Raw genomic sequence first — 25015 nt, 5'->3', positions numbered from 1 at the left:
CGAGGGCAGGCACTGTCATGCCGGGGCGCGGTGTGCCGACCGTCCGGTGGCGTGGCCCCTGCACAGGGCCGCCTCGTCGCCGTCACCGGACCGGCTTCCGGCCGTCCGAGCGGGCCCGTGACACCGGCGCCAAAGTGGCGCGGCGCCGGTAGACCACATAGGGGCGGACCAGGTATCCGACCGGGGCGCTCCAGACGTGCACCAGCCGGGTGAACGGCCAGGCCGCGAAGAGCAGGCAGGCGCTCAGCGCGTGCAGCCGGAAGAGCAGCGGGGCGTCGGCGATCGCCTCCGGCCGGGGCCCGAGCACGAACAGGCCGCGGAACCAGACCGACACCGTGCCCCGGTAGTCGTAGCCGCCGCCGAAGACGTTGCGCGCGGCGGTCGCGGAGATGCCCAGCAGCACCGTCAGGGACAGCAGCGGGAACAGCACCTTGTCGCTGCGGTCGGTGCCCAGCCGGATCCGCCGGGACAGCAGCCGCCGGGCGCACAGCATGCCCAGCCCCGCGACCATCGCCACGCCCGCCACCGAACCGGCCCACACCGCACCCGCGTGGTAAAGGTGCTCGTCGACGCCCACGGCCTCGGTCCAGGAGGCGGGCACCGCCAGCCCCACCACGTGACCGGCGATCACCATGAACGCGCCCAGGTGGAACAGCGGACTGCCCCAGCGCAGCCACCGGTGCTCGAGGAGCTGACTGGTGCGCGACGTCCAGCCGAACTGGTCCTGCCGGTAGCGCCACACGTGCCCGGCCACGAACACGGCGAGGCAGACGTAGGGGACGGCGACCCACAGGACGAGATCGGCTCCGGACGCCGACGCGCCGGCGAGGGACGCGGAGGTGGTGTTCATGAACGTCCTTCGGGGCGAGGGCCGTCCGCGGTGAGCGGGGCCCGGGTGAGCGGTGCGGCCGTCGGCGGCACGAAGGCGGACGGCGGGGCGAACTCGCCGTCCCCGTAGGGATCGAGGCCCACCTCCTCCTCGGGCGGTCCGTCCGCGGCGAGCTTCGCCACCGCCGCCCGGTCCGCGTCGGTCGCCGGCGGCAACAGGCCGAGCAGCGCCGCCAGCAGGTGCCGGTACGGGGAGCCGGACTCGGTCAGCGCGTGCCGGATCAGCTCCAGCCCGCGCCGGTGCATCCGCAGCGGCGCCTCGCCCGTGCCGGGACCGGCCAGCGCCGCGAACTCCAGCACGACCGGCAGATGGTCGGGCAGCTCCGCGCCTTCGGTGTCCCACCCCGCGGCCCGGTAGCGCCGGGCCAGGGTGAGCAGCGCCATGCCCCGGCGCCGGGTGTCGCCGTGCAGGTAGTACGTGAGGTACAGGCTGCTCCGGCGGCGCAGGTCGAAGGTCTCGACGTAGTGCCGGGCGAGCGCGTCGGGCTCCTGGGCGGTGAACCAGTCCATGAAGGCGCTCAGTTCCGCGGCGGCCGGCGACCGGGGCAGCGCCGCGACGGCGGACGCCAACCCCGGCCGGTGCACCGCCAGTTCCTCGTCCGGGTACTGCGACAGCAGCGACAGCAGACGCAGCACCAGCGCACGTTCCTCCGCCTCCCGCAGGGACAACGGAGCCCGGCGCCGGACGGCCGCGCGGACCCGGGTGCGGACGATGGCGGGGACGGTGGTGGGCAGCGGGCTCATGCGGGGCCTTCCGACGAGGTGCGGCGCAGGGTGGGCATGCCGAGGGCGACCCCGCCGCCGGCCGGAGCACCGGCCGACTCCACGGGGCAGCCGCTCTCCAGGGCACTCAGCGCGGCCGCGTCCTCCTTGTGCGCGGCCGGAACGACGTAGCGGTCGGCGTACTTCGCCACCGCCAGCAGCCGGTGCAGGTCCCGGGCCTCGACGGCGTCCAGCCCGACCGCGCCGAGCGGCGCCTCGTCCCCTTCCTCGCCGAGGGACACGGCGCGCATGTACGAGCGCAGCGCGGTCAGTTTCATCAGCACCCCGCCCACCACGTCCGGGTCCCCGGCCGTGAACAGGCTCGCCAGGTATTCGAGGGGGATGCGCAGCCGGGTCACCGCCGCGAACACGTGGTCCGGGTCCTCCTGGTCGCCGCCCGCCACGCCGACGGCGTCCAGGACGGGGGAGAGCGGCGGCACGTACCAGACCATCGGCAGGGTGCGGTACTCCGGATGCAGGGGCAACGCCACCCGGTACCGCGCGACCAGGTCGTACACCGGCGAGCGGCGGGCCGCCTCCAGCCAGTCCTCCGGGATGCCGGACGCCCGCGCCGCCGCGAGCACCCCGGGATCGCGCGGGTCCAGGAAGACACCGCGCTGGGCGTCCAGGAGGTCCCGCTCGTCCGGGGTCGCCGCCGCCTCGCCCACCCGGTCGGCGTCGTACAGCAGCAGGCCCAGGTAGCGCAGCCGGCCGACGCAGGTCTCCGAGCAGACGGTGGGCTGGCCCGCCTCGATGCGCGGGAAGCAGAACGTGCACTTCTCGGCCTTGCCGGTGGCGTGGTTGACGTACACCTTCTTGTACGGGCACGCCGTCACGCACATCCGCCAGCCCCGGCAGCGGTCCTGATCGACCAGGACGATGCCGTCCTCCACCCGCTTGTACATCGCGCCGGACGGACAGGCCGACACACAGGCCGGGTTGAGGCAGTGCTCGCACAGCCGCGGGAGGTGGAAGAGGAAGGTCTGCTCGAACTCGAAGCGGACCTTCTCGGCCCACTCCCCGCTCAGGTTGGGATCGCCGCCCGCGTGCTCCGGCGCACCGCCCAGGCCGTCCTCCCAGTTGGCGCCCCAGGTGATGTCGGCGGGCCGGCCGGTCAGTACCGAGCGCGGCCGGGCGACCGGCAGGTCGGGTCCTGCGGGCGCGCTCACCAGGTTGTCGTAGTCGTAGGTCACCGGCTCGTAGTAGTCCTCGATGACCGGCAGGTCCGGGTTGGAGAACAGGGACAGCAGCCGCCTGACCCGGCCGCCCGAGCGCAGCACCAGCCGCCCCCGGCGGTCCAGGGCCCAGCCGCCCTTCCACTTCTCCTGGTCCTCGTAGCGGCGCGGATAGCCGATGCCGGGCTTGGTCTCCACGTTGTTGAACCAGGCGTACTCGACGCCGGTGCGGTTGGTCCAGGTCTGCTTGCAGGTCACCGAACAGGTGTGGCACCCGATGCACTTGTCGAGGTTCATCACCATGGCGACCTGGGCCATCACCCGTCCGACGGTGGCTTCGCCACGGGGCATGTCAGTACTCCACTCGCTGGCTTCGGCGGCGGATCACGGTGACCTCGTCGCGCTGGTTGCCGGTCGGCCCGTAGTAGTTGAAGGCGTAGGTCAGCTGGGCGTGGCCGCCGGCCAGGTGCGTGGGCTTGAGCAGCAGCCGGGTCAGCGAGTTGTGCATGCCGCCGCGCCTGCCGCTGATCTCGGTCCTCGGCACGTTCACGGTCCGGTCCTGGGCGTGGTACATGTACACCGTGCCCTCGGGCATCCGGTGGGTGACCACGGCACGGGCGGCCACGACGCCGTTGCGGTTGTAGGCCTCGACCCACTCGTTGTCCCGGACGCCGATCCGCTCCGCGTCGGCCGTGGACATCCAGATCGCCGGGCCGCCCCGGGAGAGGTCGAGCATGTACTTGTTGTCCTGGTAGTTGGAGTGGATGGACCACTTCGAGTGCGGGGTCAGGTAGCGGACGGTGACCTCCGCCCGGCCGTCCTCGCGCAGGTGCTCGTCGCCGTAGTGCCCGATCGCGTTCAGCGGAGGCCGGTAGACGGGCAGTTGCTCGCCCAGCTCGGCCATCCAGTCGTGCTGGACGAAGAAGTGCTGGCGGCCGGTGAGGGTGTGCCAGGGCTTCTTGTGCTCGACGTTGATGACGAACGGCGAGTAGCGGCGCCCGCCCGCCTCCGAGCCCGACCACTCGTACGAGGTGATCACCGCGCGGGGCTGCGTGCGGGTGTCGGCGAAGGTGATCCGCTCCGCCTCGCGCTCGGCGGCCAGCTCCACCAGGCCCTCGCTCCCGGTCTGCCGCTCCAGCTCCCGGAACCCCTCCGTCGCCAGCCGGCCGTTGGTGGTGCCGGACAGGGCGAGGATCGCCTCGCACATGTCGGACGCGGTGGCCAGCGAGGGGCGCCCGGCGCCCGCCCCCTCGCGCACGGTGCCGCAGCGGTGCCGCAACTCCTCGACCTCCCGGCCGGGGTGGACGGTGACGCCCTTCGTGGTGGTGCCGAGCGTGTCCAGGAGCGGGCCGACGGCGCGGATCTTCTGGGCGACGGCCGCGTAGTCCCGCTCGACCACGACCAGTTTCGGCATCGTCCGCCCCGGCACCGGTTCGCACTCACCGGCCCGCCAGTCCCGCACCACGCCGCCCGGCTGGGCCAGTTCGTCCGGGGTGTCGTGCTGCAACGGCACCGCGAGCACGTCGGTGCGGGTGCCCAGGTGCTCGGCCGCCAGCTCGCTGAAGCGGTCGGCGATGCCCAGGAAGGTGTCGTAGTCGGTGCGCGACTGCCACGGCGGTGCGATGGCCGGGGTGAAGGCGTGCACGAAGGGGTGCATGTCCGTACTGGACAGGTCGTCCTTCTCGTACCAGGTCGCCGCCGGCAGCACCACGTCGGACAGCAGCCCCGTCGAGGTCATCCGGAAGTCCATGGTGACCAGCAGGTCCAGCTTCCCCTCCGGCGCCCGCTCGTGCCACACCACCTCCTCGGGCCGCTGCTCCGGCGGTGTCTCGGCCGAGCGGACGGCCGCGTCGGTGCCGAGGAGATGGCGCAGGAAGTACTCGTTGCCCTTGCCCGAGGAGCCCAGCAGGTTCGCCCGCCACACCGTGAGCACCCGCGGGAAGTTGGCCGGGTCGTCCGGGTCCTCGACCGCGAACCGCAGCCGTCCGGCCTTCAGCTCGTCCACGACGTGCTCGGCGACCGGGCGGCCCACGGCGGCCGCCTCGTCGGCCAGGTCCAGCGGATTGCGGTCGAAGCCCGGGTGCCCCGGCGTCCAGCCCAGCCGCACCGCCTGCGCCAGGCAGTCCGCGAAGCCCTTCCCCCCGAACCGGCCCTCCCCGAGCGGCGACGCCAACTCCTCGGGTCCGAAGGCCTCGTGACGCCACTGGTCGGTGTTGAGGTACCAGTACGAGGTGCCCGCCATGTGCCGCGTCGGCCGCTGCCAGTCGAAGGCGAACGCCAGATGCTGGAAGCCGGTCAGCGGGCGGACCTTCTCCTGGCCGACGTAGTGCGCCCAGCCGCCGCCGTTGACGCCCTGGCAGCCGGTCATGGTGGTCAGCGCCAGGAACGCCCGGTAGATGGTGTCGGAGTGGAACCAGTGGTTGGTGCCCGCACCCATGGCGATCATCGAACGGCCGCCGGTGCGCTCGGCGTTGCGCGCGAACTCGCGGGCGATGCGGGCCGCCTGCGCGGCCGGCACCGAGGTGATCGTCTCCTGCCAGGCGGGCGTGTACGGCTGCTCCGCGTCGTCGTACGAGGCGGGCCAGCTGCCCGGCAGACCGGGCCGGGACACCCCGTACTGGGCCAGCATCAGGTCGAAGACGGTGGTGACCCGCCGGCCGCCGATCCGCCGTACCGGGACTCCGCGCACCATGACCGAGCCGCCCTCGGTGGCGCCCTCGTCGAACCGGGGCAGCGCCACCTCCGCCATCTCCTCGGCCGTCTCCAGCAGGCTCAGCTCGGGCTCGACGCCTTCGAGGTCGAGGTTCCAGCGGCCCCGCCCGGCCTCCCCCCACCGGAAGCCGAGCGAGCCGCCGGGGACCACCGTCTCGCCGGTGGCCCCGTCCAGGAGCACCGTCTTGAACCGCGCGTGCTCCTCCTCGCCGCCGAGGTCGGCCGCGGTGAGGAAACCGTCCGGGACCAGCCCGTGACCGCTCTCGCGCAGGGTCACCAGGAACGGTGCGTCGGTGTAGGTGCTCAGGTAGTCCCAGAAGTACGGCACCTCGCGGTCGACGAGGAACTCCCGCAGGATCACGTGCCCCATGGCCATCGCCAGCGCCCCGTCCGTGCCCGGGTGCGGGGCCAGCCACTCGTCGGCGAACTTCACGTTGTCCGCGTAGTCGGGCGAGACCGCGACGACCTTGGTGCCGTTGTAGCGGGTCTCGGTGAGGAAGTGCGCGTCCGGGGTGCGGGTCACCGGGATGTTGGAGCCCCACATCACCAGATAGCCCGCGTTCCACCAGTCCGCCGCCTCCGGCACGTCCGTCTGGTCGCCGAAGACCTGCGGGGAGGCGGGCGGCAGGTCGGCGTACCAGTCGTAGAACGACAGCAGCGTGCCGCCGATCAGGGACATGAAGCGCGACCCGGCCGCGTACGACGCCATCGACATCGCCGGGATGGGCGAGAACCCCGCCACCCGGTCCGGGCCGTACGCCTTGACGGTGTGCACGTGCGCGGCGGCGACCAGCTCGTTGACCTCGTCCCAGTCGGCGCGTACCAGACCGCCCTTGCCGCGGGCCCGCTTGTACGCCCGGGCCTTCGCCGGGTCACCGGTGATCTCCGCCCAGGCCGCCACCGGATCGCCCAGGCGGCGCCGGGCCTCGCGCCACAACTTCAGCAGCACGCCCCGGACATATGGGTAGCGGACACGACCGGGGGAGTAGGTGTACCAGGAGAACGACGCCCCGCGCGGGCAGCCGCGCGGCTCGTACTCGGGGCAGTCGGCGCCGATGGAGGGGTAGTCCGTGGCCTGGTGCTCCCAGGTGATGAGGCCGTCCTTGACGTACACCATCCACGAGCAGGACCCGGTGCAGTTCACCCCGTGGGTGGAGCGCACCACTCTGTCGTGCGACCAGCGGTCGCGGTAGAAGCCCTCCCAGCGTTCGTCGCCCTCGCCGAACACGGCGCGGCCGTCGGCCGACACCTCCCGGCGGGTCAGCAGCCTGCGGGCGGCCAACGGCCAGTTCTCCGCGACGCCCGACTGCCGGCGCCGCCCCTCGCGATCGTTCTCCATGGCCTGGAACGCTAGGCCGCGCCCGCCGGGCACACCCGGGGTCCCGCGGCCCCCGCCCGCCGGGCGACCGGCCCCCTTCCCGAGCCCGGTTCAGGGACCAACGGCCCTGCCAACAGGGCCGGTCGGCGCAGGGCCCGGCATGCACCCCGGTGCATGCTGACGGTGATCGATCGGGCGCTGCCCGTCGGTCCGACACACCCGCGGGCCGCCGGCCGCTGAAATCCCCCGTCCCCGGCCGCGGCACCCGGGTGCGTCGGGGCGTCCGCCCGGACGGTCACGCGTCCGGCCGTCCACCACGGCCGGACGCGATCAGCACGACGAGGGCTCGTCACCAGGACGGGCGCGCGACGAGCCCCGCCCGCCGCGTCACGCGTCCGGCGGGGCCACCCGGCCCTCCGCCGGGGGCCGTTCAACCCTCTCCCCGGGCACGGCGGCGACGCAGGGTGAACGGGAAACGGGCGCAGCTTTCGCGAAGGAGCCGCCATGCAGACCCGGGAAGTCGACGCCACCGCCGTCCAGACCCTGCTCGCCGCGGCCGTGGCGGCACCGTCCGTGCACAACACGCAGCCCTGGCGGTTCGGCCTGGACGCGAACAGCCGGACCATCCAGGTACACGCAGACCACGCACGGTGGCTCCCGGCCGCCGACCCCGGGCGGCGCGCCCAGCACCTGTCCGTGGGCGCCGCCGTCCTCAACCTCCGCCTGGCCGCCGACCACCTGGGCTGGGACCCGGTCGTCGAACTGCTGCCCCCGGTCGGCGACCCGAGCCTGCTGGCGACCGTACGACTGGCCGAGCGCCCGCCGAACGGTGCGCGGCGGTGGCCGGGGGAGCCGCCGCGGCCGGGCGCGCTGTACGAAGCCGTGGAGCGCCGGCACACCAGCCGGATGCCCTTCACCGGACGCCCGGTGCCCGATTCCGTCGTCACCGAGATGGTCGGCGCCGCCCGCGCCGAGGGGGCGTACCTGGACGTCCCCGACATCGTCGCGACCCGCCGCCTGCTGCGGCTGACCGCGGCCGCCGAGGGCCGCAACGCCGCCGACGCCGAGCGCGTCGCCGAAACCCGCGCCTGGCTCACCGCGCCGGGCTCGGCCTCCCCGTACGGCATCCCCGCGACCGCCCTCGGACCCCGCGACGGCTCGGGGCGCGTGCCGATGCGGGACTTCGCCGCCCCGCTGCCCGCGCTCGGCCGCCCGGCCCCGCGCTTCGAACGGCACGTCCAGGTGGCCCTGTTGTGGACCTCGCACGACCGGCGCCAGGACTGGCTGCGCGCCGGGCAGGCCCTGCAACGCGTGCTGCTCACCGCCACCGCGCACGGGGTGCGCACCTCGATGCTGCACCAGGCGATGGAATGGCCCGACCTGAGGGCGGCGGTGAGCGGCACCCGGCAGCGCCACCACCCGCACCTGCTGATCCGCTTCGGCTACGGACCGGAGGGCGGCCGCACCCCGCGCGCCGCCGGGACCCCCGGCCCTCCCGCCGGGGGCCCTCCGACCGTCGGCCGGGACCCCCGGCCCATGCCGCCGCACTGCCGTACGCCGCGAGAGTGATCAAGGACGAACTCCGCGACGGATGACGGAAACGAGGACGGACGGCATGGTCCAGCAGGTGAGCGAAGAGCGGGACACGGCACCACCGGAACGCCCGGACGGGCCCGGGCCCGCACCCGGCCGGGCCTGGCCGATGCTGGCCCTGGCCACGGCCGGGTTCGCGGTCAACTTCTGGGCCTGGGCACTGCTGAGCCCGCTCGGCCCCCGCTTCAAGGAGAGCCTCGGGCTGACCTCGTTCGAGCAGTCGCTGCTGGTGGCGGTGCCCGTCGTGGTCGGCTCCCTCGGCCGGATCCCGGTCGGCGCCCTCACGGACCGGTACGGCGGGCGCGTCATGTTCCCGCTCGTGTCGGCGGCCACCATCGTGCCGGTGGTCTATGTGGGTCTGGCCGGGCACTCGTCCTTGGCCGCACTGCTGGCCGGCGGCTTCCTCCTCGGGATCGGCGGCACCTCCTTCGCCGTCGGCGTGCCCTTCGTCAACGCCTGGTTCCCGCCCGAGCGGCGCGGCCTCGCCATCGGCGTCTTCGGCATGGGCATGGGCGGCACCGCGATCAGCGCCCTGTCGACGGTGCGGCTCGTGGACGCCTACGGCACGTCCGCCCCGTTCCTGATCACCGCGGCGGTGCTGGCGGTCTACGCGGTGGCGGCGGCGCTGCTGCTGAGGGACGCCCCCGGACGCGCCGTCCCCACCGAGCCGCTCGCCCGGCGGCTGGCCTCGACCCTGCGCCTGGGCACCACGTGGCAGGCGTCCGCGCTGTACGCGGTGGCCTTCGGCGGCTACGTCGCCTTCTCCGTCTACCTCCCCACCTACCTGAAGACCGGCTACGGCCTCACCCAGGCCGACGCGGCGAACCGCATGGCCGGGTTCGTGCTGCTCGCCGTGGCGATGCGCCCGGTCGGCGGCTGGCTCTCCGACCGGATCGGACCGGTACGGGTGGTGACCGGCACGCTGGTGGTGGTGCTGGCCGCGGCGCTCGTCCAGTCCTCGGCGCCCGCGCTGACGCCGGTCGGCACCGCCGCCTTCCTGTCCCTGGCCGCCGCGCTCGGCGCGGGCAGCGGCGCGGTGTTCGCCCTGGTGGCCCTGCTGGCCCCGGCGAACAGGCTCGGCTCGGTCACCGGCGTCGTGGGCGCCGCCGGCGGCCTCGGCGGCTTCGTGCCACCCCTGGTCATGGGCTCCCTCTACGGCACCTACGGCTCGTACGCGCTCGGCCTGCTCCTCCTCGGGGCCGTCGCCGCCGCGGCACTGACCTACACCGCCACCCGGCTGCGCCGCACGGCTGTCGGCCGCTGACCTCGATCGCCGCCCCGGTGAACATGACGGGCGCTGATCAGCCGGGTGCCTACGGCCCGTGGCGGGGGCGGGCAGCGCGCTGCCCCCTCCGGCCGCGTGACAGGAGGGGGCAGGGCACCGTCGTCAGGCCCGCGGCTGCGCCGGGTCCGCGGCGTCCGCCAGCCACAGGTCGGGGCCGAACACCTCGTAGCGGATGCGGCGGGCCGGGACACCGGCGGCGAGCAACCGGGCGCGCACCTCGCGCATGAACGGCAGCGAACCGCACATGAACACCGAAGCCCCGTCGGGCAGTTCGAGCCCGGACAGGTCCATCAGGCCACCGCGCGCCCCGGGCTCCTCAGGGCCGGGGCGCTCGTACCAGAACACGGCACGGGCGTCCGGCAGCCGCTCGACCAGCTCCCGCGTCTCGGCGCGCAGGGCGTGCTCGGCGGGGGACCGGTCGGCGTGCAGGACCAGCACCGGACGGGTCGACTCCAGAGCGGCTAGGTGGGACAGCATCGCGGTGAGGGGCGTGCAGCCGATGCCCGCCGAGACCAGCACGACGGGGGCCCGGTCGCCGGCGTCGTCGAGGACGACGTCGCCGGACGGCGTCGACAGGGTCAGCTCGTCACCGCGGCACACGTCACCGAACAGCAGGTTGGAGACCTCGCCGTCCGGTGACCCGTCCGTGCCGGCGACCCGCTTGACGGTGATCCGGCGCAGCTCGCCGCCGGGTTCCGCGGACAGGCTGTACTGGCGCAACTGCCGTACCCCGTCGGGCATCAGCACGCGCACGCTGACGTACTGGCCGGCGCGGGCGCGCGGGGCGGGCTTCCCGTCGGCCGGGCGGATCACGAAGGACACCACGTCCGCCGTCTCCGTGCGGCGCTCCACCACCGTCCAGGGCCGCCAGACCTGGCCGGGCCGCAGCCCCGCGGCGTGGTACAGACGCGCCTCCATGGCGATGAGCGCACCGGCCATCAGCCAGTACACCTCGTCCCAGGCAGCCGCCACCTCCGCGGTGACCGCGTCGCCCAGGACGTCGGCTATCGCGGCGAACAAGTACTTGTGCACGATCGTGTACTGGTCGTCGGTGATGCCGACGGAGACGTGCTTGTGCGCGATGCGCTCCAGCAGGGCGTCCGGGCGGGTGTCCGGGTGGTCGAGCAGAGCGCCCGCGAACGCGGCGATCGAACCGGCCAGCGCCCGGCGCTGGGCGCCGCTGGCCTGGTTGCCCCGGTTGAACAGCCCGTCGAGCAGTTCCGGCCGGTCGTGGAACATCGTGGCGTAGAAGCGCGAGGCGATCTCGTCGAGCGCTCCGGTCACGGCGGGCAGCGTGGCCCGGACCACGGACGCGGACTCTGCGGACAGCATGGAACCTCCCGTAAGGGGATGGAGGAGTCGATGACCGCGGCACTGGATGCGGCGGCGACTTCCTGTGTAGCAGCGGCCGGCCCGCGTTCTTGCCCCGTTTCGCCCCGGGCGGCGTACACGGGACCAACGGACGCCGGAACAGGGCCGTTGGTCCCCATGGGGTCGCCTCCCGCCGGGGCTCAAGGTCCCTGGGACCGGCCTCCCTGCGGCCCTGCCCCCGCGCCGTCGGACGGTGTCACGCCGTCGGCGAGGGCCGCGCCTCGGTGAGCCGGACGCCGGTGATCAGGTCGGGGACGATCCGGATCGCGTAGTCCATAGACCGGTCCACCCAGGGGCGCAGCAGGGCCTGATAACGGGTCAGTTGCTCGGGGTCGGTGACGGGTTGCGCGTAGCCGGTCACCACCACGCTCCATCCCAGGTGTGTGTCCGGGTCGATGGAGTCGGCCTCGTAGGCGACCACGACCCCCGGATCACCGGCCTTCTGCGTGCGGGAGGTCAGGGCCGCCCCCTCGTGGGTGCGGATCACGATGTCGCCGTCGTCCAGGACGTGGTTGACCGGCCGGATTGTCGGCAGCGCCTGCCGCGTGAAGACGACCCGTCCCAGGGACACGCTGCCCAGCAGCGCGAGGGCCTCCTCGGCGCCCAGCTCGATGCTGCGCCGCGGCGCCACCGGTGCCGAGGGGACGTGCTCGCAGGTCATGGCATGCTTTCGTCTCGGTCACAGGTACGGTCGCTTCATTGGAGCGCCGTCCGTGAGCCGGGCGCTAGGGCCGTTCGGCCCCCGGAACGGCTCTGCCCGGCCCGGCGCGGACCCCGCGCGCGAGACGGGGCCCGACCGGCCCTGGTCCTTCGGCCCCGGGCGCTGGAGGATCTCCGTAAGAGGAGCCGCCGTCCCCACGGAATGCGGCTCGCCACGAGAGCGCAGACGAGGAGCACGTCGATGGCGGACACCGAGCGGCCCGGCCCCGCGGACCCGATCCAGGTCTTCCTGCTGGACGACCACGAGGTCGTGCGGCGCGGAGTGCGCGACCTGCTCGACGACGAGCCGGACATCAGCGTGGTGGGGGAGGCGGGCACCGTGGAGCAGGCCCTCGTCCGGGTCCCCGCGCTCCGCCCCCGGGTGGCGGTGCTCGACGTACGGCTGCCCGACGGCGACGGGGTGAGTGTGTGCCGGGAGCTGCGCTCCCGCATGCCGGAGCTGGCCTGCCTGATGCTGACCTCCTTCGACGACGAGGAGGCCCTGCTGGACTCGATCATGGCGGGCGCGGCCGGGTACGTGCTCAAGCAGATCCAGGGCTCGGACCTCGTCACCGCCGTGCGCACCGTCGCCGCGGGCCAGTCCCTGCTCGACCCCAGCGCGGCGACCAAGCTGATGGCGCGGCTGCGCGGCGAGCAGGCCAAGGAGGAGGAGCCGGACGCCCTGCCGGGCCTGACCGACCGCGAACGGGAGATCCTCGCCCTGATCGGCGAGGGCCTGACCAACCGTCAGATCGGACAGCGGCTGTACCTGGCCGAGAAGACGGTCAAGAACCACATCTCCCGGCTGCTGGCGAAGCTGGGCGTCGAGCGCCGCATCCAGGCCGCGGTGATCGCCACCCAGGCGCAGGACCGGCTCCGCCGGGAAGGACACTGATCCGGAACGGACGGCACCGACCGGGGCCCGTTACCGTGGAACGAGACCGGGGTGGCCGGCTGCCGGCGCGTCGGAAGGATCTGGAGGATCACCCGTGGACAGCCCTGACCAGGCGGAAGCCCGGGTCCGCCTGCCACAGCTGCGGCTGGACGAGCTGCTGGAGGAACTCCAGGCCCGGCTCGACGCCGCCCGGGGCACCCGCGACCGGGTGCACAGTCTGCTGGAAGCGGTGCTCTCGGTGGGCCGGGAGCTGGATCTCGAGCACGTCCTGCACAGCATCGTGGAGGCCGCGGCCGCCCTCGTCGACGCGCGGTACGCCGCCCTCGGCGTGATCGGCCCCGACGGCAAGCGGCTCTCGGCCTTCCACACGGTCGGCGTCAGCGAGGAGCAGATCGCCCGCATCGGCCCCTACCCGGAGGGCCACGGCATCCTCGGCGAGCTGATCCGCCATCCCGAGCCCCTGAGGCTGTCCGACCTCTCCGAGCACGCCGCGTCGTACGGCTTCCCCGCGAACCACCCGCCGATGCGCACCTTCCTCGGTGTCCCCATCCGGGTCCGCGACCAGGTCTTCGGCAACCTGTACCTGACCGAGAAGCGGGGCGGGGCGCAGTTCGACGAGGAGGACGAGTCGGTCCTGTCGACGCTGGCCGTGGCCGCGGGCGTCGCCATCGACAACGCCCGCCTGTACGAGCAGTCGCGGCTGCGGGAGCGCTGGCTTCAGGCGAACGCGGAGATCACCCACAGTCTGATGTCCGGCAGCGAGCGCGGCGCGGCACTCGGCCTGATCGCGGAGCGGGCCCGGGAGATCACCGGCGCGGCCCTGGCCGTGCTCACCATGCCGATGCCGGACACGGACTCCCTGGTGGTGGAGCTGGCCACCGGCCAGGGCGCCGAGGACCACCGCGGTCTGGTCCTGCCCATCGACGACAGCCTCACCGGCCTGGCGTTCTCCACCGCCGAGCCCGTGCGCAGCCCGGACATCACCCGGGACGTACGGGTGTCCGCCGCGGCCCCCCGGTTCACCGGGCTCGGACCCGCGGTCGCGGTGCCCTTCGGCGCCGCCGGCGAAGGGGTGCGGGGCGTCGTCCTGCTGGTGCGGCAGGCGGGCAAGGCGGTGTTCTCCGCCAAGGAGACCGAGCCGTTGCAAGGGTTCGCCGCGCAGGCCGCCCTCGCCATGGAGCTGGCGGAGCGACGCCGGGACGCCGAGCAGATCGCGGTGCTCCAGGACCGGGACCGGATCGCCCGGGACCTGCACGACCTGGCGATCCAGCGGTTGTTCGCCACCGGGATGACGCTCCAGAGCGCCGGCCGCCTGATCGACAACGGCTCCGCGTCGGAGCGGGTGCTGCGGGCGGTGGACGACCTGGACGAGACCATCAAGATCATCAGGTCGACGATCTTCGGCCTCCGGTCGCGCGGTGGCGCCGCCGGTGCCGGGCTAAGGGGCCGTACGGTGCGGGTCGTCGGCGAGGCGGCCCCGGTTCTGGGCTTCGCCCCCAGCCTCCGGATGGAGGGCCTGCTGGACACGGAGGTGCCCGGCCGGATCGCCGAGCACGTGGTCGCGGTGCTCTCCGAGGCCCTGACCAACGTGGCCCGGCACGCGCGCGCCGGCCGGGTCGCCGTCGTCCTGGAGACCGACGGCCGCGAGGTGCGGCTGAGCGTCACGGACAACGGCGTCGGCATACCGTCCGGCGGGCGCCGCAGCGGGCTGCGCAACCTGGCGGAACGCGCCGCTCAGCTGGGCGGCGAACTGCGGCTCACCGGCCCCGCGGACGGCGGCACCGTGCTGGAGTGGCGGGCACCGGTGCCGGACGAGGACTGAACGCGGGGGCCCGCCGGGTCAGAGCAGCCCGCCGCTGCCGTACGGCCCGTACAGGTCGAGCAGCCGGACCCGGGCCGCGTGCAGCCGGTGGGCGACGACCTTGCCGACCCAGACGGCGACCGTGCGGCCGAACTCGGGATCGCGGGCGCACAACTCCCGCACGACGTCCGCGTCGAACTCCCAGGCGCGCACCGGGGTCGTGGCCTCGCCGCCCAGTTGCCACAGGTAGGGCGGGAAGTGCCAGGACCAGCCGACGAGTTCCCCGTGGCCCAGGGTCTCGATGACGGGGGCCCGCCGGCCCGGGACGCGCAGGTCGAGACTGACCGTGCCGGTCCGGACGATCCAGAACCGGTCGGCGTGCCGGCCTTCCTCGAAGAGGCGGGTGCCCTCCGCGACGGTGACCTCCCGCGCGACACGCATGAGGCGCTCGCGGTGGTCGCCGTGCAGGGCCGCGGACAGGGTGGTGGCAGAGGTCATCGCTCCGGCTCCTTTCGTGCGGTCACCGCGGACGGACGGCGGGGGAAGCACTCGGCGGGACGATCGGCCCGACGGTCCGGGACCGCCGCTCGTCCGACCGCCTCTCGCCGTTCCCCTCGGGTGCGTGCCGGGGCTGTCGACTCCAGCGTCCCGCCGGCCGGACCGGGACACCAGGGGCCGCCCGGTCCCCGGCATGGGCCGTTCGGCCCCGGTTCGGCCCGCGGGCGCTCAGGCGCCGCCGGTCCCCTCCTCGCCGCCGAGGACCGCGACGGCCAGCGGCCGCTCGCCCACCGGGAGCCGGGTCACCCGGCCGGTGCCGATGTCGACGACGCTCAGGCCGTTCCAGTAGCCGTCGCGGGTGAAGCCGCCCGAGACATAGGCGGTGCGGCCGTCGGCCGAGAGGGTGACGGTCTCGTGCGGGCCCTCCAGCGGGACGACCCGCTCGTCGCCGTCGGGCGTGCGGACGGTCAGGGACGGGCCGTCGTCCTCGGACGGGTCGATCGGGCCGGTGCCCACCACGTACAGCGTGCCGTCGGCGCCCGCCGTGACGCCGTGCTGGTGGGTGTTGGCCGTCATGTCCTCGATCCGGACCCGCCCGGTGCCGGGATCGACCACCGCCAGGCGTTCGCCCTCGAACGGCAGCAGCAGGGCCCCGTCGGAGGGGCGCACGGCGGTGTAGTGCGGCTTGAGCCAGGAGCCGAGGCCGCCCTCGGTGCCGTACGGGGCGACCTCGATGCGGCGCGCCGTCCACTCGCCGGTGTCGACGACCGTCACGTCGAAGGAGTCGTGGTTGGTCGCGTAGACCTGCCGTCCGTCGCGCGAGACGTCGACGTCGAACGGGCGGCGACCGACCGGGACCACCCGCGTCACCTCACGCCGCTTCGTGTCGACGACCTCCAGGGTGCCCTTGCCGCCGGGGACGGTGACCCCGACGTAGACGCGGCTGCCGTCGGGGGACAGGGCGATGCCCATGCCGCCGCCCCGGTACTCGCCGGTCGTCACCGGTCCCGTGTCCGTCCGGTGGGGGACGAGGCCGGTGCGCTCGCGGGTGCGGGTGTCCACGGCGGCCACGCCCTCCGCGGTCGCCACCCACGCCGTGCCGTCCTCGCCCAGCGCGATCCCGTACGGCGCCGTCCCGACCCGTACCGAGCCCAGGTCGGCCGCATCGCCCCGCCCGGCGGGGTCGACGAAGGTGACGGTGTCGGCGCCGAAGTCCGTGACCAGCAGGGTGCCGTCCGGCGTGCGCGCCGGGGCGCCGCCGGACTCGGGCGCGCGCGGGGACGCGGTGGCCGGCGGGTCGGACACCGGGGGAGCGGACCGGTCGTCGCCGTCCGACGCGCAACCGCCCAGTGTCGCGGTGACGGCGGCCAGCACGGCGAGGCGGCCCGCGAGGGAACGCCGGTTCACCGCCCGCCACCCCCAGCGCGAGGGCCCTCGCCGCCCTGCGACTCCGCCCGCCGCAGCAGGTCCGCGACGGCCTCGAAGCCCCTGCGTTCGGCGTGGGCACGGGCCGTGACGCCGTCGCCGTCCGGCAGCGCGGGGTCGGCGCCCGCGGCGAGCAGGGCCGCCACGACGTCCTGGTGCGCGCGGCCGCCGTCGCCGAGGACGACCGCTTCGAGGAGCGCCGTCCAGCCGAGCCGGTTGACGTGGTCCACGTCGATGTCCGTCTCCGCGAGCACGGCGCGTACGTAGGCCACGTGGCGGCGTTCGCTCGCCGGGACGACCGAGACGCCGCCGAAGCGGTTGGTGAGCGTGACGTCCGGACCGCCGGGCAGCAGCGTCCGCATCATCGCGACGCTGCCCGTGACCCCGGTGACCAGCCACGCGCTGTCGTCCCGCGCGTCCTGCGCGTTGACGTCCGCGCCGGCCCCGACCAGGACCTCGGCGACCGCGACCCGGTCGGCCAGGGCCGCCAGGAGCAGCGGCGTGCGGCCCTGTCCGTCGCGCCGTTCCCGGTCGGCGCCGGCCCGCAGCGCGGCCCGGGCGGCATCGGCGTCGCCGCGGCCAACGGCGTCCGACAGGGCGAGGTCGGCGGGGGTGGGTGGCTTGGCGGTCATGGTCGGACAGCTCCACGGTGTCGGGGACGTGTGCCTCCAGCGTGGACCCGCGTGGCCCCGGCTGAGATCGACGCACCGGCTCCCCCGCGGCTGCCGGGCGGACGACGCCCCTGTCGTCCGATCGGACGACCCACCGGACTGCCGGGCGACTCACCGGACTGCCGGGCGACTCACCGGACCACTGGACGGCCCGCCGGCTCGCGGGGGCCGCCGGACCGGCGATCGCGCGCGCCGACCGGACGCCGACCGGCCGAGTCCACCGAGTCCATCAAGCCCACCGGGCCCCACGCGTCCGACGCAGCCGGTCAGCCGACCGGGAACGGGAGCCGTGCCGCCGGCGTGCCCAGCGCGGCCTCCTCCGCCGGGGTCGGCGTCCGGCGTCCGGTGCCGACCAGCAGCGCGTCCCGGTCGGCGAACGACGCGGGGAACGCCGCGCCGACGACCCCTTCGAACAGCTCCCGCGCGCGCCCGAGCCCCTCGGCGGGAGGCGCCGCCGCCTCCGGAAGGTGCGCGACCAGGTCCAGATGGTGCAGGGACCATTCCAGGACGTACGCCGAGAGGTAGTCGCCCGCCGTGAGCACCTGGCCCTGCGTGCCCACCCGGCCCGTGGGATCGGCCAGCGCCGCTGCGCGCCCCGCGGCGGAACCGACGTCGTCGAGGTGGAACTTGAGCAGCTCCGGCTGCTCGTAGGCGGCGGCCAGGCGGACGATCAGCGCGTCGAGCGGGTCGTCCCCGGTCGGGGGCTCGACGACCTGCCAGTAGGTCACCGCGTCCCGGGTCGGCTCCTCGGCGGTCGGGGTGGCCAGGGTGATCAGGACGTCCTGGGCGTCGACGACCAGGTGGCACACCAGGTCCCGGACGAGCCAGCCGGCACAGCCGGACGGCCGGGCGAAGTCCTCGTCGGAGAGGTCGGCGACCGCGGCGAGCAGGGCCGACCAGGAGCGGCTGAAGAGATCCACGCCCGACAGCCAACACCACCGCCCGCCCGGTGGCGACCCCATTCGCACGAGCGGCCCGGCATCGACGTGAGGGGACCGTCCGCCGGCTCAGCCGTCGGCGGTCGCGGCCTCCTCGGACGGCTCGGCCAACTGCTCGCGCACGTAGTTCCACACCACCGCGATCAGCGCGGCGAGGGGGACGGCGAGCAGGCTGCCCACGATCCCGGACAGGCTGCCGCCCAGCGTCACCGCCAGCAGGATCACCGCCGCGTGCAGACCGAGGCCACGGCTCTGGATGATGGGCTGGAAGACGTTGCCCTCCAACTGCTGCACGACCACGATGATCGCGAGCACGATGAGGGCGTCCGTCAGGCCGTTCGACACCAGGGCGATCAGCACCGCCACGAAACCCGCGAACAGGGCGCCCACGATGGGCACGAACGCGGACACGAACGTCAGGACCGCCAGGGGCAGCACCAGCGGCACGTCCAGTATCCACAGGCCGAGGCCGATGAACACGGCGTCGAGCAGTCCCACCAGGGCCTGCGAACGGACGAAGGAACCCAGGGTCTCCCAGCCCCGCAGCGCGACCACCGGGACGTCGGTGGCCAGCCGGCCGGGCAACTGGCGGGCCAGCCAGGGCAGGAACCGCGGCCCGTCCTTGAGGAAGAAGAACATCAGGAAGACGCCCAGAACCGCGGTGATCAGGCCGTTGACCACCGCCCCCACCCCCGTCGCCACGGCGGTGGTGATGCTGCCGACGCTGTCCTGGATGCGGGCCACCGCAGAATCCATCGCACCGGTGATCTCGTCGTCACCGATGTTGAGGGGCGGTCCCGCCGCCCACTCGCGCAGCCGCTGGATGCCCTCGACCACACCGTCGGTCAACTCGTCCGTCTGGGAGGACATCGGCACCGCGATCAGTGTCACGATGCCCACGACGACCAGCAGGAAGGCCACCGTCACCACCGTCGCGGCCAGAGCCGGACGCCACCCGTGCCGTCGCAGGAAGCGGGCCGAGGGCCACGTCAACGTGGTGAGGAGCAGACCGACGAGGAGTGGCCACACCACCGACCACATACGGCCGAGGACCCACAGGGTCACCGCGAGCATGACGAGTATCAGCAGCAACTCGCCCGAGACGCGCGCGCTGGTGCGCAGCGCGGCCCGGGTCCTCGCCGCGCTCAATCCGGCAGACATGGGATCACCCTATGCGGACGCCCGTGCGCGGGACCCGGGGGCCCGCGGAACCTCCGGCACCGCGGGCCCCGTTGGCGGTGATACGCCCTCGGATCAGCTCTCCGGGACCTTGACCCAGTCGAGGGTGCGCTCGACCGCCATCTTCCAGCCCGCGTACCCCTGCGCGCGCTGCTCCTCGGACCACTGGGGCTCCCAGCGCCTGGACTCGCTCCAGTGGGTGCGCAGTTCGTCGGTGTCCCGCCAGAAGCCGGTGGCCAGCCCCGCCGCGTAGGCGGCGCCGAGAGCGGTGGTCTCCGCGACGACGGGACGGCTGACGGGGACGCCGAGGATGTCCGCCTGGATCTGCATGCACAGGTCGTTGGCGGTCACCCCGCCGTCGACCCTGAGCACGTCCAGGTGGACCGAGGAGTCCTGCTCCATGGCCACGACCACGTCGCGGCTCTGGTAGCAGATGGACTCCAGCGTCGCCCGGGCCAGGTGCGCGTTGTCGTTGTACCGGGCGAGGCCGACGATCGCGCCCCGGGCGTCCGAGCGCCAGTACGGGGCGAACAGGCCGGAGAACGCCGGGACGAAGTACATGCCGCCGTTGTCCTCGACCGTGCGGGCGAGTTCCTCGCTCTCGGCCGCGGTCTTGATGATCTTCATCTGGTCGCGCAGCCACTGCACGGCGGACCCGGTCACCGCGATCGAGCCCTCCAGCGCGTAGACCGGCGGGTTGTCGCCGAACTGGTAGGCCACGGTCGTCAGGAGACCGTGCTGGGAGCGGACCAGCTCGGTGCCGGTGTTGAGGACCAGGAAGTTGCCGGTGCCGTAGGTGTTCTTGGCCTCGCCGGGCGAGAAGCAGACCTGGCCGACGGTCGCCGCGTGCTGGTCGCCCAGGACCCCGGTGATGGGGACGGCGGCGCGCAGCGGCCGGGAGGTCCGGGTCGTGCCGTACGCCTCCGGGTGCGAGGACGGGTTGATGGTGGGCAGCATGCCGCGCGGGATGCCGAAGAAGCCCAGCAGTTCGTCGTCCCAGTCGAGCGTCTCCAGGTCCATCAGCATGGTGCGGCTCGCGTTGGTCACGTCGGTGGCGTGGATGCCGCCGTCGGGGCCGCCCGTCAGGTTCCACAGGACCCAGGAGTCCGTGTTGCCGAACACCGCGTGTCCCTGCTCCGCGGCCTCGCGGACGCCGTCGACGTTCTCCAGGATCCACTGGATCTTCCCGCCGGAGAAGTACGTCGCGGGCGGCAGCCCGGCCTTGCGGCGGATGACGTCGCCCCGGCCGGTGCGCTCCAGGTTCGCCGCGATGGCGTCGGTGCGGGTGTCCTGCCAGACGATGGCGTTGTAGTACGGCCGGCCGGTGCGCGGGTCCCAGACCACCGTGGTCTCCCGCTGGTTGGTGATGCCGATGGCCGCCAGGTCGGACCCCGACAGACCGCCGTTGCGCAGGGCGTTCTGCATCACCGAGTTGGTGCGCTCCCAGATCTCCACCGGGTCGTGCTCCACCCATCCGGAGCGGGGGAGGATCTGCTCGTGCTCCAGCTGGTGCTTCGCGACCTCGTTGCCCCCGTGATCGAAGATCATGAACCGGGTGCTGGTGGTTCCCTGGTCCACCGCGCCGATGAAGTCCGCCATGTCCGTTCCGCCTCTCCGGCCGGTGACCGCCCTGGTTCGGGCACCTCCTCGGACAGACTAAGGCGACTCACGGCAAACCGCACATAAAGGACATGGCTGGCGTGGTGGTCGCCGGTGGTGGCCGTCGCCGCCACCGGCGGTCGGGTCAGGGAGCGATCGGCATCCGGCGCTTGTGGTCGGTCTGCCGGTAGCGGGTCACGATCGTCTCGAAGACCTGCTCCTTCACCGGCCTGCCCTCCAGGAAGTCGTCGATCTCGTCGTAGGTGACCCCGAGGGCGTCCTCGTCGGCCTTGCCCGGGTCGAGGGTCTCCAGGTCGGCCGTCGGCACCTTCCGCACCAGCTCGGCGGGGGCGCCCAGCGCGTCCGCGACGGCGCGCACGCGGCGCTTGGTCAGGCCCGTCAGCGGTACGACGTCGGCGGCGCCGTCGCCGAACTTGGTGAAGAAGCCGGAGACCGCCTCTGCCGCGTGGTCGGTGCCGACGACCAGGCCGCCGTGCGCACCGGCCACCGCGTACTGCGCGATCATGCGCTGCCGGGCCTTGACGTTGCCCTGCACGAAGTCCTGGTGGTGGGCGTCGCGGAAGGCCACGTCGGCGGCGAGCAGGGTCTCGAGCATCGCGTCGCTGGCGGGCTTGATGTCCACGGTCAGCACCTCGTCGGGCCGGATGAAGGAGAGCGCGCGCTGGGCGTCGTGCTCGTCCGCCTGGACCCCGTGCGGCAGCCGCATCGCGTAGAAGCGGGCCTCGTGCCCCTCGGCGCGGGCCCGCTCCACGGCGAGCTGGCAGAGCCGGCCCGCGGTGGTCGAGTCGACACCGCCGCTGATGCCGAGCACGAGGGCGCGCAGACCGGCGGAGGTCAGCCGCCCGGCGAGGAAGGCCACCCGGCGCTCGATCTCCCGTTCCGCGTCGAAGGTCTCCGCGACCTCCAGTTCCCGGGCGATCTCCTTCTGCAGGGCGATGGACGCCGGCTCGCTCAATTCCGCTCCTTCTTCGACGGGCAGGTGTTTCTCGCTTCAGCCTACCCACAGGCGCCCGCGGCACCGGATCGCCCGCCGGAACCGTGGAGCGGCCGTGCGGGGCGGCGTTCAGGGACCGCCCCGCACGGCTTCGGGTCAGTCCAGCGGTTCGACCCGGATGGCGCGGAACCTGACCTTGTTGCCGTGGTCCTGCAACCGGATCGCCCCGGCGGCCGGCGTCTCGGACCGGCCGGCCGCGGTGGGCCCGTCGAGGGCGACGTCGTCGTGGACCGTCTCGCCGTTCCACACCACCGTCACCCGCGCGTCGGCGGTCTTGGCGCCGTTCTCGTCGAAGCGCGCGGCCCGGAAGACGATGTCGTACGTCTGCCAGGTCTCCGGGGCCGTCGCCGCGTTGGTGTCGGGTGCCTTCTTCAGGTAGATCGCCCCGGCCTCGTTGGTGTCCGGGGTGGTGTCACCGTAGGAGTCGAGGATCTGCAGCTCGTAGCGGTCCTGGAGGTAGATGCCGCTGTTGCCGCGGTCCTGCCCGGTCACGTCGTCCGGCAGCAGCGGCACCCGGAACTCCACGTGCAGCCTGAAGTCCTGGTAGGCGTCCTTGGTGCGGATGTCGCCGCAGCACACCTCCATCGACCGCTCCTCGGTCAGCGGCCAGGCCACCTTCCTTCCGTCCGTGTGCTGCCACTGCTCCTGCGAGGTGGCGGTGCCGTCGAACAGGGGGACCGGGGCGCCGTGCGGGCGCACGGTGATCAGGTCGAGGTTGACGTGGCCGGTGTCGCCGGGGTCGTAGCGGTAGGAGACCGTGTTGTGGCCGGCGCGCAGCCGCAGGCTCTCGGTCCGTGTGGACCAGGTGTCCCAGTCCCCGGTGGACGGGAGCTGTGTCTGGCGCACCTTCTTCCCGCCCGCGTACAGGGAGAGCGACTTGGTGCCCTCGAAGGGGTTCGGGCCGTTGGAGTAGCGCAGGCCCACGTCGTAGGTGCCGGTCTTCGGGACGGTCACGTCGAAGGTCGTGGTGACGTCGCCCTCGGTGGCGTAGCGGTCGACGAAGCCGCTGCCGGAGTAGCCGACGTGGTCGGTGTTGACGCCCGCCTTCCCCGTCAGCCGGGCCTCTTCGGCCTCGTACAGGGTGGCGGCGGGCGGCTGCTTTCCGGGCATCTCGTTGAGCGTGTACCAGGCCTCGGTGCTCCACAGCGTCTCGCCGGAGGCCGAGGCGAAGGGGCGCGGGGAGCGCACGTGCACGACGCGGTCCGGCTTCAGGCCGTCCAGCCGCAGCCGGACCGTGCGGCCGTCGTCCGAGAGCGTCGCGGACCGTACGGTCAGGTCCTCCTCGGCGATCTTCGGGCCGCCGTAGTCGGAGGTCGGCGTGTAGCGCCACTGCTGGGCCTCGTAGCGGGCCGCGAGGTCGGCGGCCGTCTCCTCGGACACCGGCTGGGTGTACGTGAGGTCGAAGCCGCCGGGCACGGCCCGCATCTTCTGGACGTCGAAGGTGTTGCCGCCGTTCGGCGTCAGCTTCTGCAGGCCGAACTTCAGCTTGCCCTCCTGGCCCCAGTTCCCGTCGGCGCCCAGGCCGCCGGTGTAGATCGCGCCGTCGGGGCCCATGGAGACCCGGTTGACGCCCGCCTCCAGGCCCTGGGTGTAGCGGAAGACGGCGCCCTGGTACTGGCCCTTCACCTTCTCCAGGTAGGCGCGCTGGAGGCCGCCGTAGGTGACGTCACCGATCAGCAGCTGGCCCGCGAACCTGCCCTCGGTGAGGTAGAGCGGGGTGGACGGCGAGTTGCCGATCTCGTTCTGCGGCAGCCACAGCACCGGCTGGGTGACGGGGGAGTCCTCGAAGGGCCCGGCTGGCTCGGTGTAGTGGTTGAAGAAGCGGTCCTGCTTGATCTGGACCAGCTTCGAGGCGGGGAGCCAGCCGCCCTGGTTGTCGGTGGTGAACAGGCCGCCGCCGGGGCCCCAGCCGATACCGTTGGGCGTGCGCAGACCGCCCGCGATCGGGCTGATCTTCCCCGTCTTCTTGCTGATCTTGTAGGTCGTCCCGCGGTTGGGCGCGGGCTGCGGGTCGGTGGTGGCGCCGCCGAGGTCGATGGCGACGGAGAGGTTCACGTAGAAGTAGCCGTCCCGGTAGAGCAGGCCGAAGGCGAACTCGTGGAAGTTGCCGCCGTAGGGCCAGGTGGCGACCGTGCGGTACTCGTCGGTCACGTCGTCGCCGTCGCTGTCCACCAGCCGGGTCAGCTCGTGCTTCTGCGAGACGTAGAGCGAACCGTCCACGTACTTGATGCCCATGGGCTCACGCAGCCCGCTCGCGACCTTCTCGACGGTCACCTGGTCGCGGCTGGTCTCGCCGGTGACGTTGTCCAGCAGGTACACCTCTCCGGCAACGTTGTCGGTGCCGCCCCAGGTGCTGATCGCCAGGCGCCCGTCGGGCAGCCAGTCCATACCGGTGACCTGCGGTTCGAACCCCTCGGGGCGCAGGTCGGTGAGGTCGAGGTCGGGGCGCACGGAGGTGAGCGGCAGGCCGTCGCCGGGGGTGTCGCGCCCGGCCTCGCACTCCTTGCGGCCCGGCGCCGTCACCCGGACGACCCCGGCGTCGGTGCTCAGCGCCTCGGTGGGCACGACGCTGAACCCGCTCTCGCCCGGCGGCATCCAGGACAGCTGGAGCTGCTGGCCGCCGCCGCGGTCGAAGTGCTCCACGCGCAGCGGGTGCGCTCCCGCGGTGAGTTCGACCGTGCCGTCCTTCGGCTCCGCGCCGTGCAGTCCGTCGTGGTCGATCACCGTGGTGCCGTCGAGGGTCAGCCTCGATCCGTCGTCGCTGACGAGCCGGAACACGTAGGTGCCGTCACGCGGGGCGACCAGGTAACCGGAGGCCTCGGAGACGAAGTTGTCGGCGATGCCGCCGAAGTCGGCCGTGGTGGACCAGTCGACCGTCGGCATCAGCTTGTCGTGGTTGGGCGTCTGGCCCGGTTTGAGGGTGCACAGCTCTTTCAGTGGCGTCTGTACGTCGAACACGCGCAGCGTGACCCCGGGTTCCTGCGGCGGGATGCCGGCGGCGGCCGCCGGGGAGGCCGAGGCCGCCGGAGCGGCCCAGGCGCCGCCGGCCGAAACGGCCGACGCGAGCAGGAGGATGAGGTGTCTTCGGGCACGCGACAACAGCCGATGGCGCATTGGTCCTCCGGAAGATGGGGACCGGACCGTGCCGGATATCGCTCCGGTCTCGTGCGGTATGACGGACGTTCCGCCGC

Annotated in this window: 18 protein-coding genes; 4 read left to right on the top strand and 14 right to left on the bottom strand. The window is 73.4% G+C overall.

What is annotated here, in order from left to right; genetic code table 11:
- Positions 1-82 precede the first annotated feature (82 nt).
- The 4 genes from narI to OHA99_RS00885 are packed head-to-tail and all read right to left on the bottom strand — an operon-like array spanning position 83 to position 6876.
- Positions 83-850: a respiratory nitrate reductase subunit gamma gene (narI, locus tag OHA99_RS00900; protein WP_405693502.1), complete on the bottom strand. Its 768-nt coding sequence runs from the start codon at positions 848-850 to the stop codon at positions 83-85.
- Positions 847-1632: a nitrate reductase molybdenum cofactor assembly chaperone gene (narJ, locus tag OHA99_RS00895; protein WP_405693501.1), complete on the bottom strand. Its 786-nt coding sequence runs from the start codon at positions 1630-1632 to the stop codon at positions 847-849. Before narJ ends, narI begins: the two co-directional genes overlap by 4 nt.
- Entirely contained in the window at positions 1629-3176 is a 1548-nt protein-coding gene (narH, locus tag OHA99_RS00890; protein ID WP_405693500.1) for a nitrate reductase subunit beta, read from the bottom strand. Before narH ends, narJ begins: the two co-directional genes overlap by 4 nt.
- 1 nt (position 3177) lies before the next feature.
- A complete protein-coding gene (locus OHA99_RS00885; protein ID WP_405693498.1) occupies positions 3178-6876 on the bottom strand; it encodes a nitrate reductase subunit alpha in 3699 nt (1232 codons plus the stop codon).
- A gap of 483 nt (positions 6877-7359) precedes the next feature.
- Between OHA99_RS00885 and OHA99_RS00880 the strand changes: the two genes are divergently transcribed.
- Positions 7360-8424, top strand: a complete 1065-nt coding sequence (locus OHA99_RS00880; protein ID WP_381606206.1) for an Acg family FMN-binding oxidoreductase — start codon at positions 7360-7362, stop codon at positions 8422-8424.
- 133 nt (positions 8425-8557) lie between these two features.
- Entirely contained in the window at positions 8558-9712 is a 1155-nt protein-coding gene (locus tag OHA99_RS00875; protein ID WP_405698873.1) for an MFS transporter, read from the top strand.
- Between the two features lie 123 nt (positions 9713-9835).
- On the opposite strand, the gene OHA99_RS00870 is transcribed toward OHA99_RS00875, so the two are convergent.
- Together OHA99_RS00870 and OHA99_RS00865 are read right to left on the bottom strand one after the other, a co-directional pair.
- Entirely contained in the window at positions 9836-11065 is a 1230-nt protein-coding gene (locus tag OHA99_RS00870; RefSeq protein ID WP_405693496.1) for a globin domain-containing protein, read from the bottom strand.
- 235 nt (positions 11066-11300) lie between these two features.
- On the bottom strand, positions 11301-11765 hold the full coding sequence (locus OHA99_RS00865) for a pyridoxamine 5'-phosphate oxidase family protein (protein ID WP_153176236.1): 465 nt from the start codon (positions 11763-11765) through the stop codon (positions 11301-11303).
- Positions 11766-12005: 240 nt separating this feature from the next.
- Between OHA99_RS00865 and OHA99_RS00860 the strand changes: the two genes are divergently transcribed.
- Complete coding sequence (locus tag OHA99_RS00860) at positions 12006-12698, top strand: response regulator (protein ID WP_405693494.1); 693 nt, start codon at positions 12006-12008, stop codon at positions 12696-12698.
- 94 nt (positions 12699-12792) lie between these two features.
- A complete protein-coding gene (locus tag OHA99_RS00855) occupies positions 12793-14520 on the top strand; it encodes a GAF domain-containing protein (protein ID WP_366471651.1) in 1728 nt (575 codons plus the stop codon).
- Positions 14521-14538: 18 nt separating this feature from the next.
- Here OHA99_RS00855 and OHA99_RS00850 read toward each other — a convergent pair whose 3' ends face one another.
- The 8 genes from OHA99_RS00850 to OHA99_RS00815 all read right to left on the bottom strand — a co-directional run bounded on the left by OHA99_RS00850 (position 14539) and on the right by OHA99_RS00815 (position 24938).
- Positions 14539-14997 (bottom strand): Crp/Fnr family transcriptional regulator, encoded by a 459-nt coding sequence (locus tag OHA99_RS00850; RefSeq protein ID WP_153176233.1) that lies wholly within the window; start codon positions 14995-14997, stop codon positions 14539-14541.
- Positions 14998-15225: 228 nt separating this feature from the next.
- Entirely contained in the window at positions 15226-16404 is a 1179-nt protein-coding gene (locus OHA99_RS00845; RefSeq protein ID WP_405693492.1) for a hypothetical protein, read from the bottom strand.
- Positions 16401-17054 (bottom strand): ankyrin repeat domain-containing protein, encoded by a 654-nt coding sequence (locus OHA99_RS00840; protein WP_405693490.1) that lies wholly within the window; start codon positions 17052-17054, stop codon positions 16401-16403. The genes OHA99_RS00845 and OHA99_RS00840 overlap by 4 nt, the downstream gene beginning before the upstream one ends.
- Before the next feature lie 305 nt (positions 17055-17359).
- A complete protein-coding gene (locus tag OHA99_RS00835) occupies positions 17360-18013 on the bottom strand; it encodes a maleylpyruvate isomerase N-terminal domain-containing protein (protein WP_381594144.1) in 654 nt (217 codons plus the stop codon).
- Positions 18014-18100: 87 nt separating this feature from the next.
- The gene (locus OHA99_RS00830) at positions 18101-19192 is read right to left on the bottom strand and encodes an AI-2E family transporter (RefSeq protein WP_153176229.1); all 1092 of its coding nucleotides are present in this window, start codon (positions 19190-19192) and stop codon (positions 18101-18103) included.
- Positions 19193-19285: 93 nt separating this feature from the next.
- Entirely contained in the window at positions 19286-20809 is a 1524-nt protein-coding gene (gene glpK, locus OHA99_RS00825; protein ID WP_153176228.1) for a glycerol kinase GlpK, read from the bottom strand.
- Between the two features lie 145 nt (positions 20810-20954).
- A complete protein-coding gene (gene nadE / locus OHA99_RS00820) occupies positions 20955-21785 on the bottom strand; it encodes an ammonia-dependent NAD(+) synthetase (RefSeq protein WP_153176227.1) in 831 nt (276 codons plus the stop codon).
- 135 nt (positions 21786-21920) lie between these two features.
- Positions 21921-24938, bottom strand: coding sequence for a family 16 glycoside hydrolase (locus tag OHA99_RS00815; RefSeq protein ID WP_405693487.1), 3018 nt, complete (start codon positions 24936-24938; stop codon positions 21921-21923).
- Between the last annotated feature and the right edge of the window lie 77 nt (positions 24939-25015).

This window comes from Streptomyces coelicoflavus (genome assembly GCF_045041415.1).
In the GTDB taxonomy this organism is placed as follows: domain Bacteria; phylum Actinomycetota; class Actinomycetes; order Streptomycetales; family Streptomycetaceae; genus Streptomyces; species Streptomyces coelicoflavus.
This window is presented reverse-complemented; position numbering and strand designations above follow the sequence as displayed.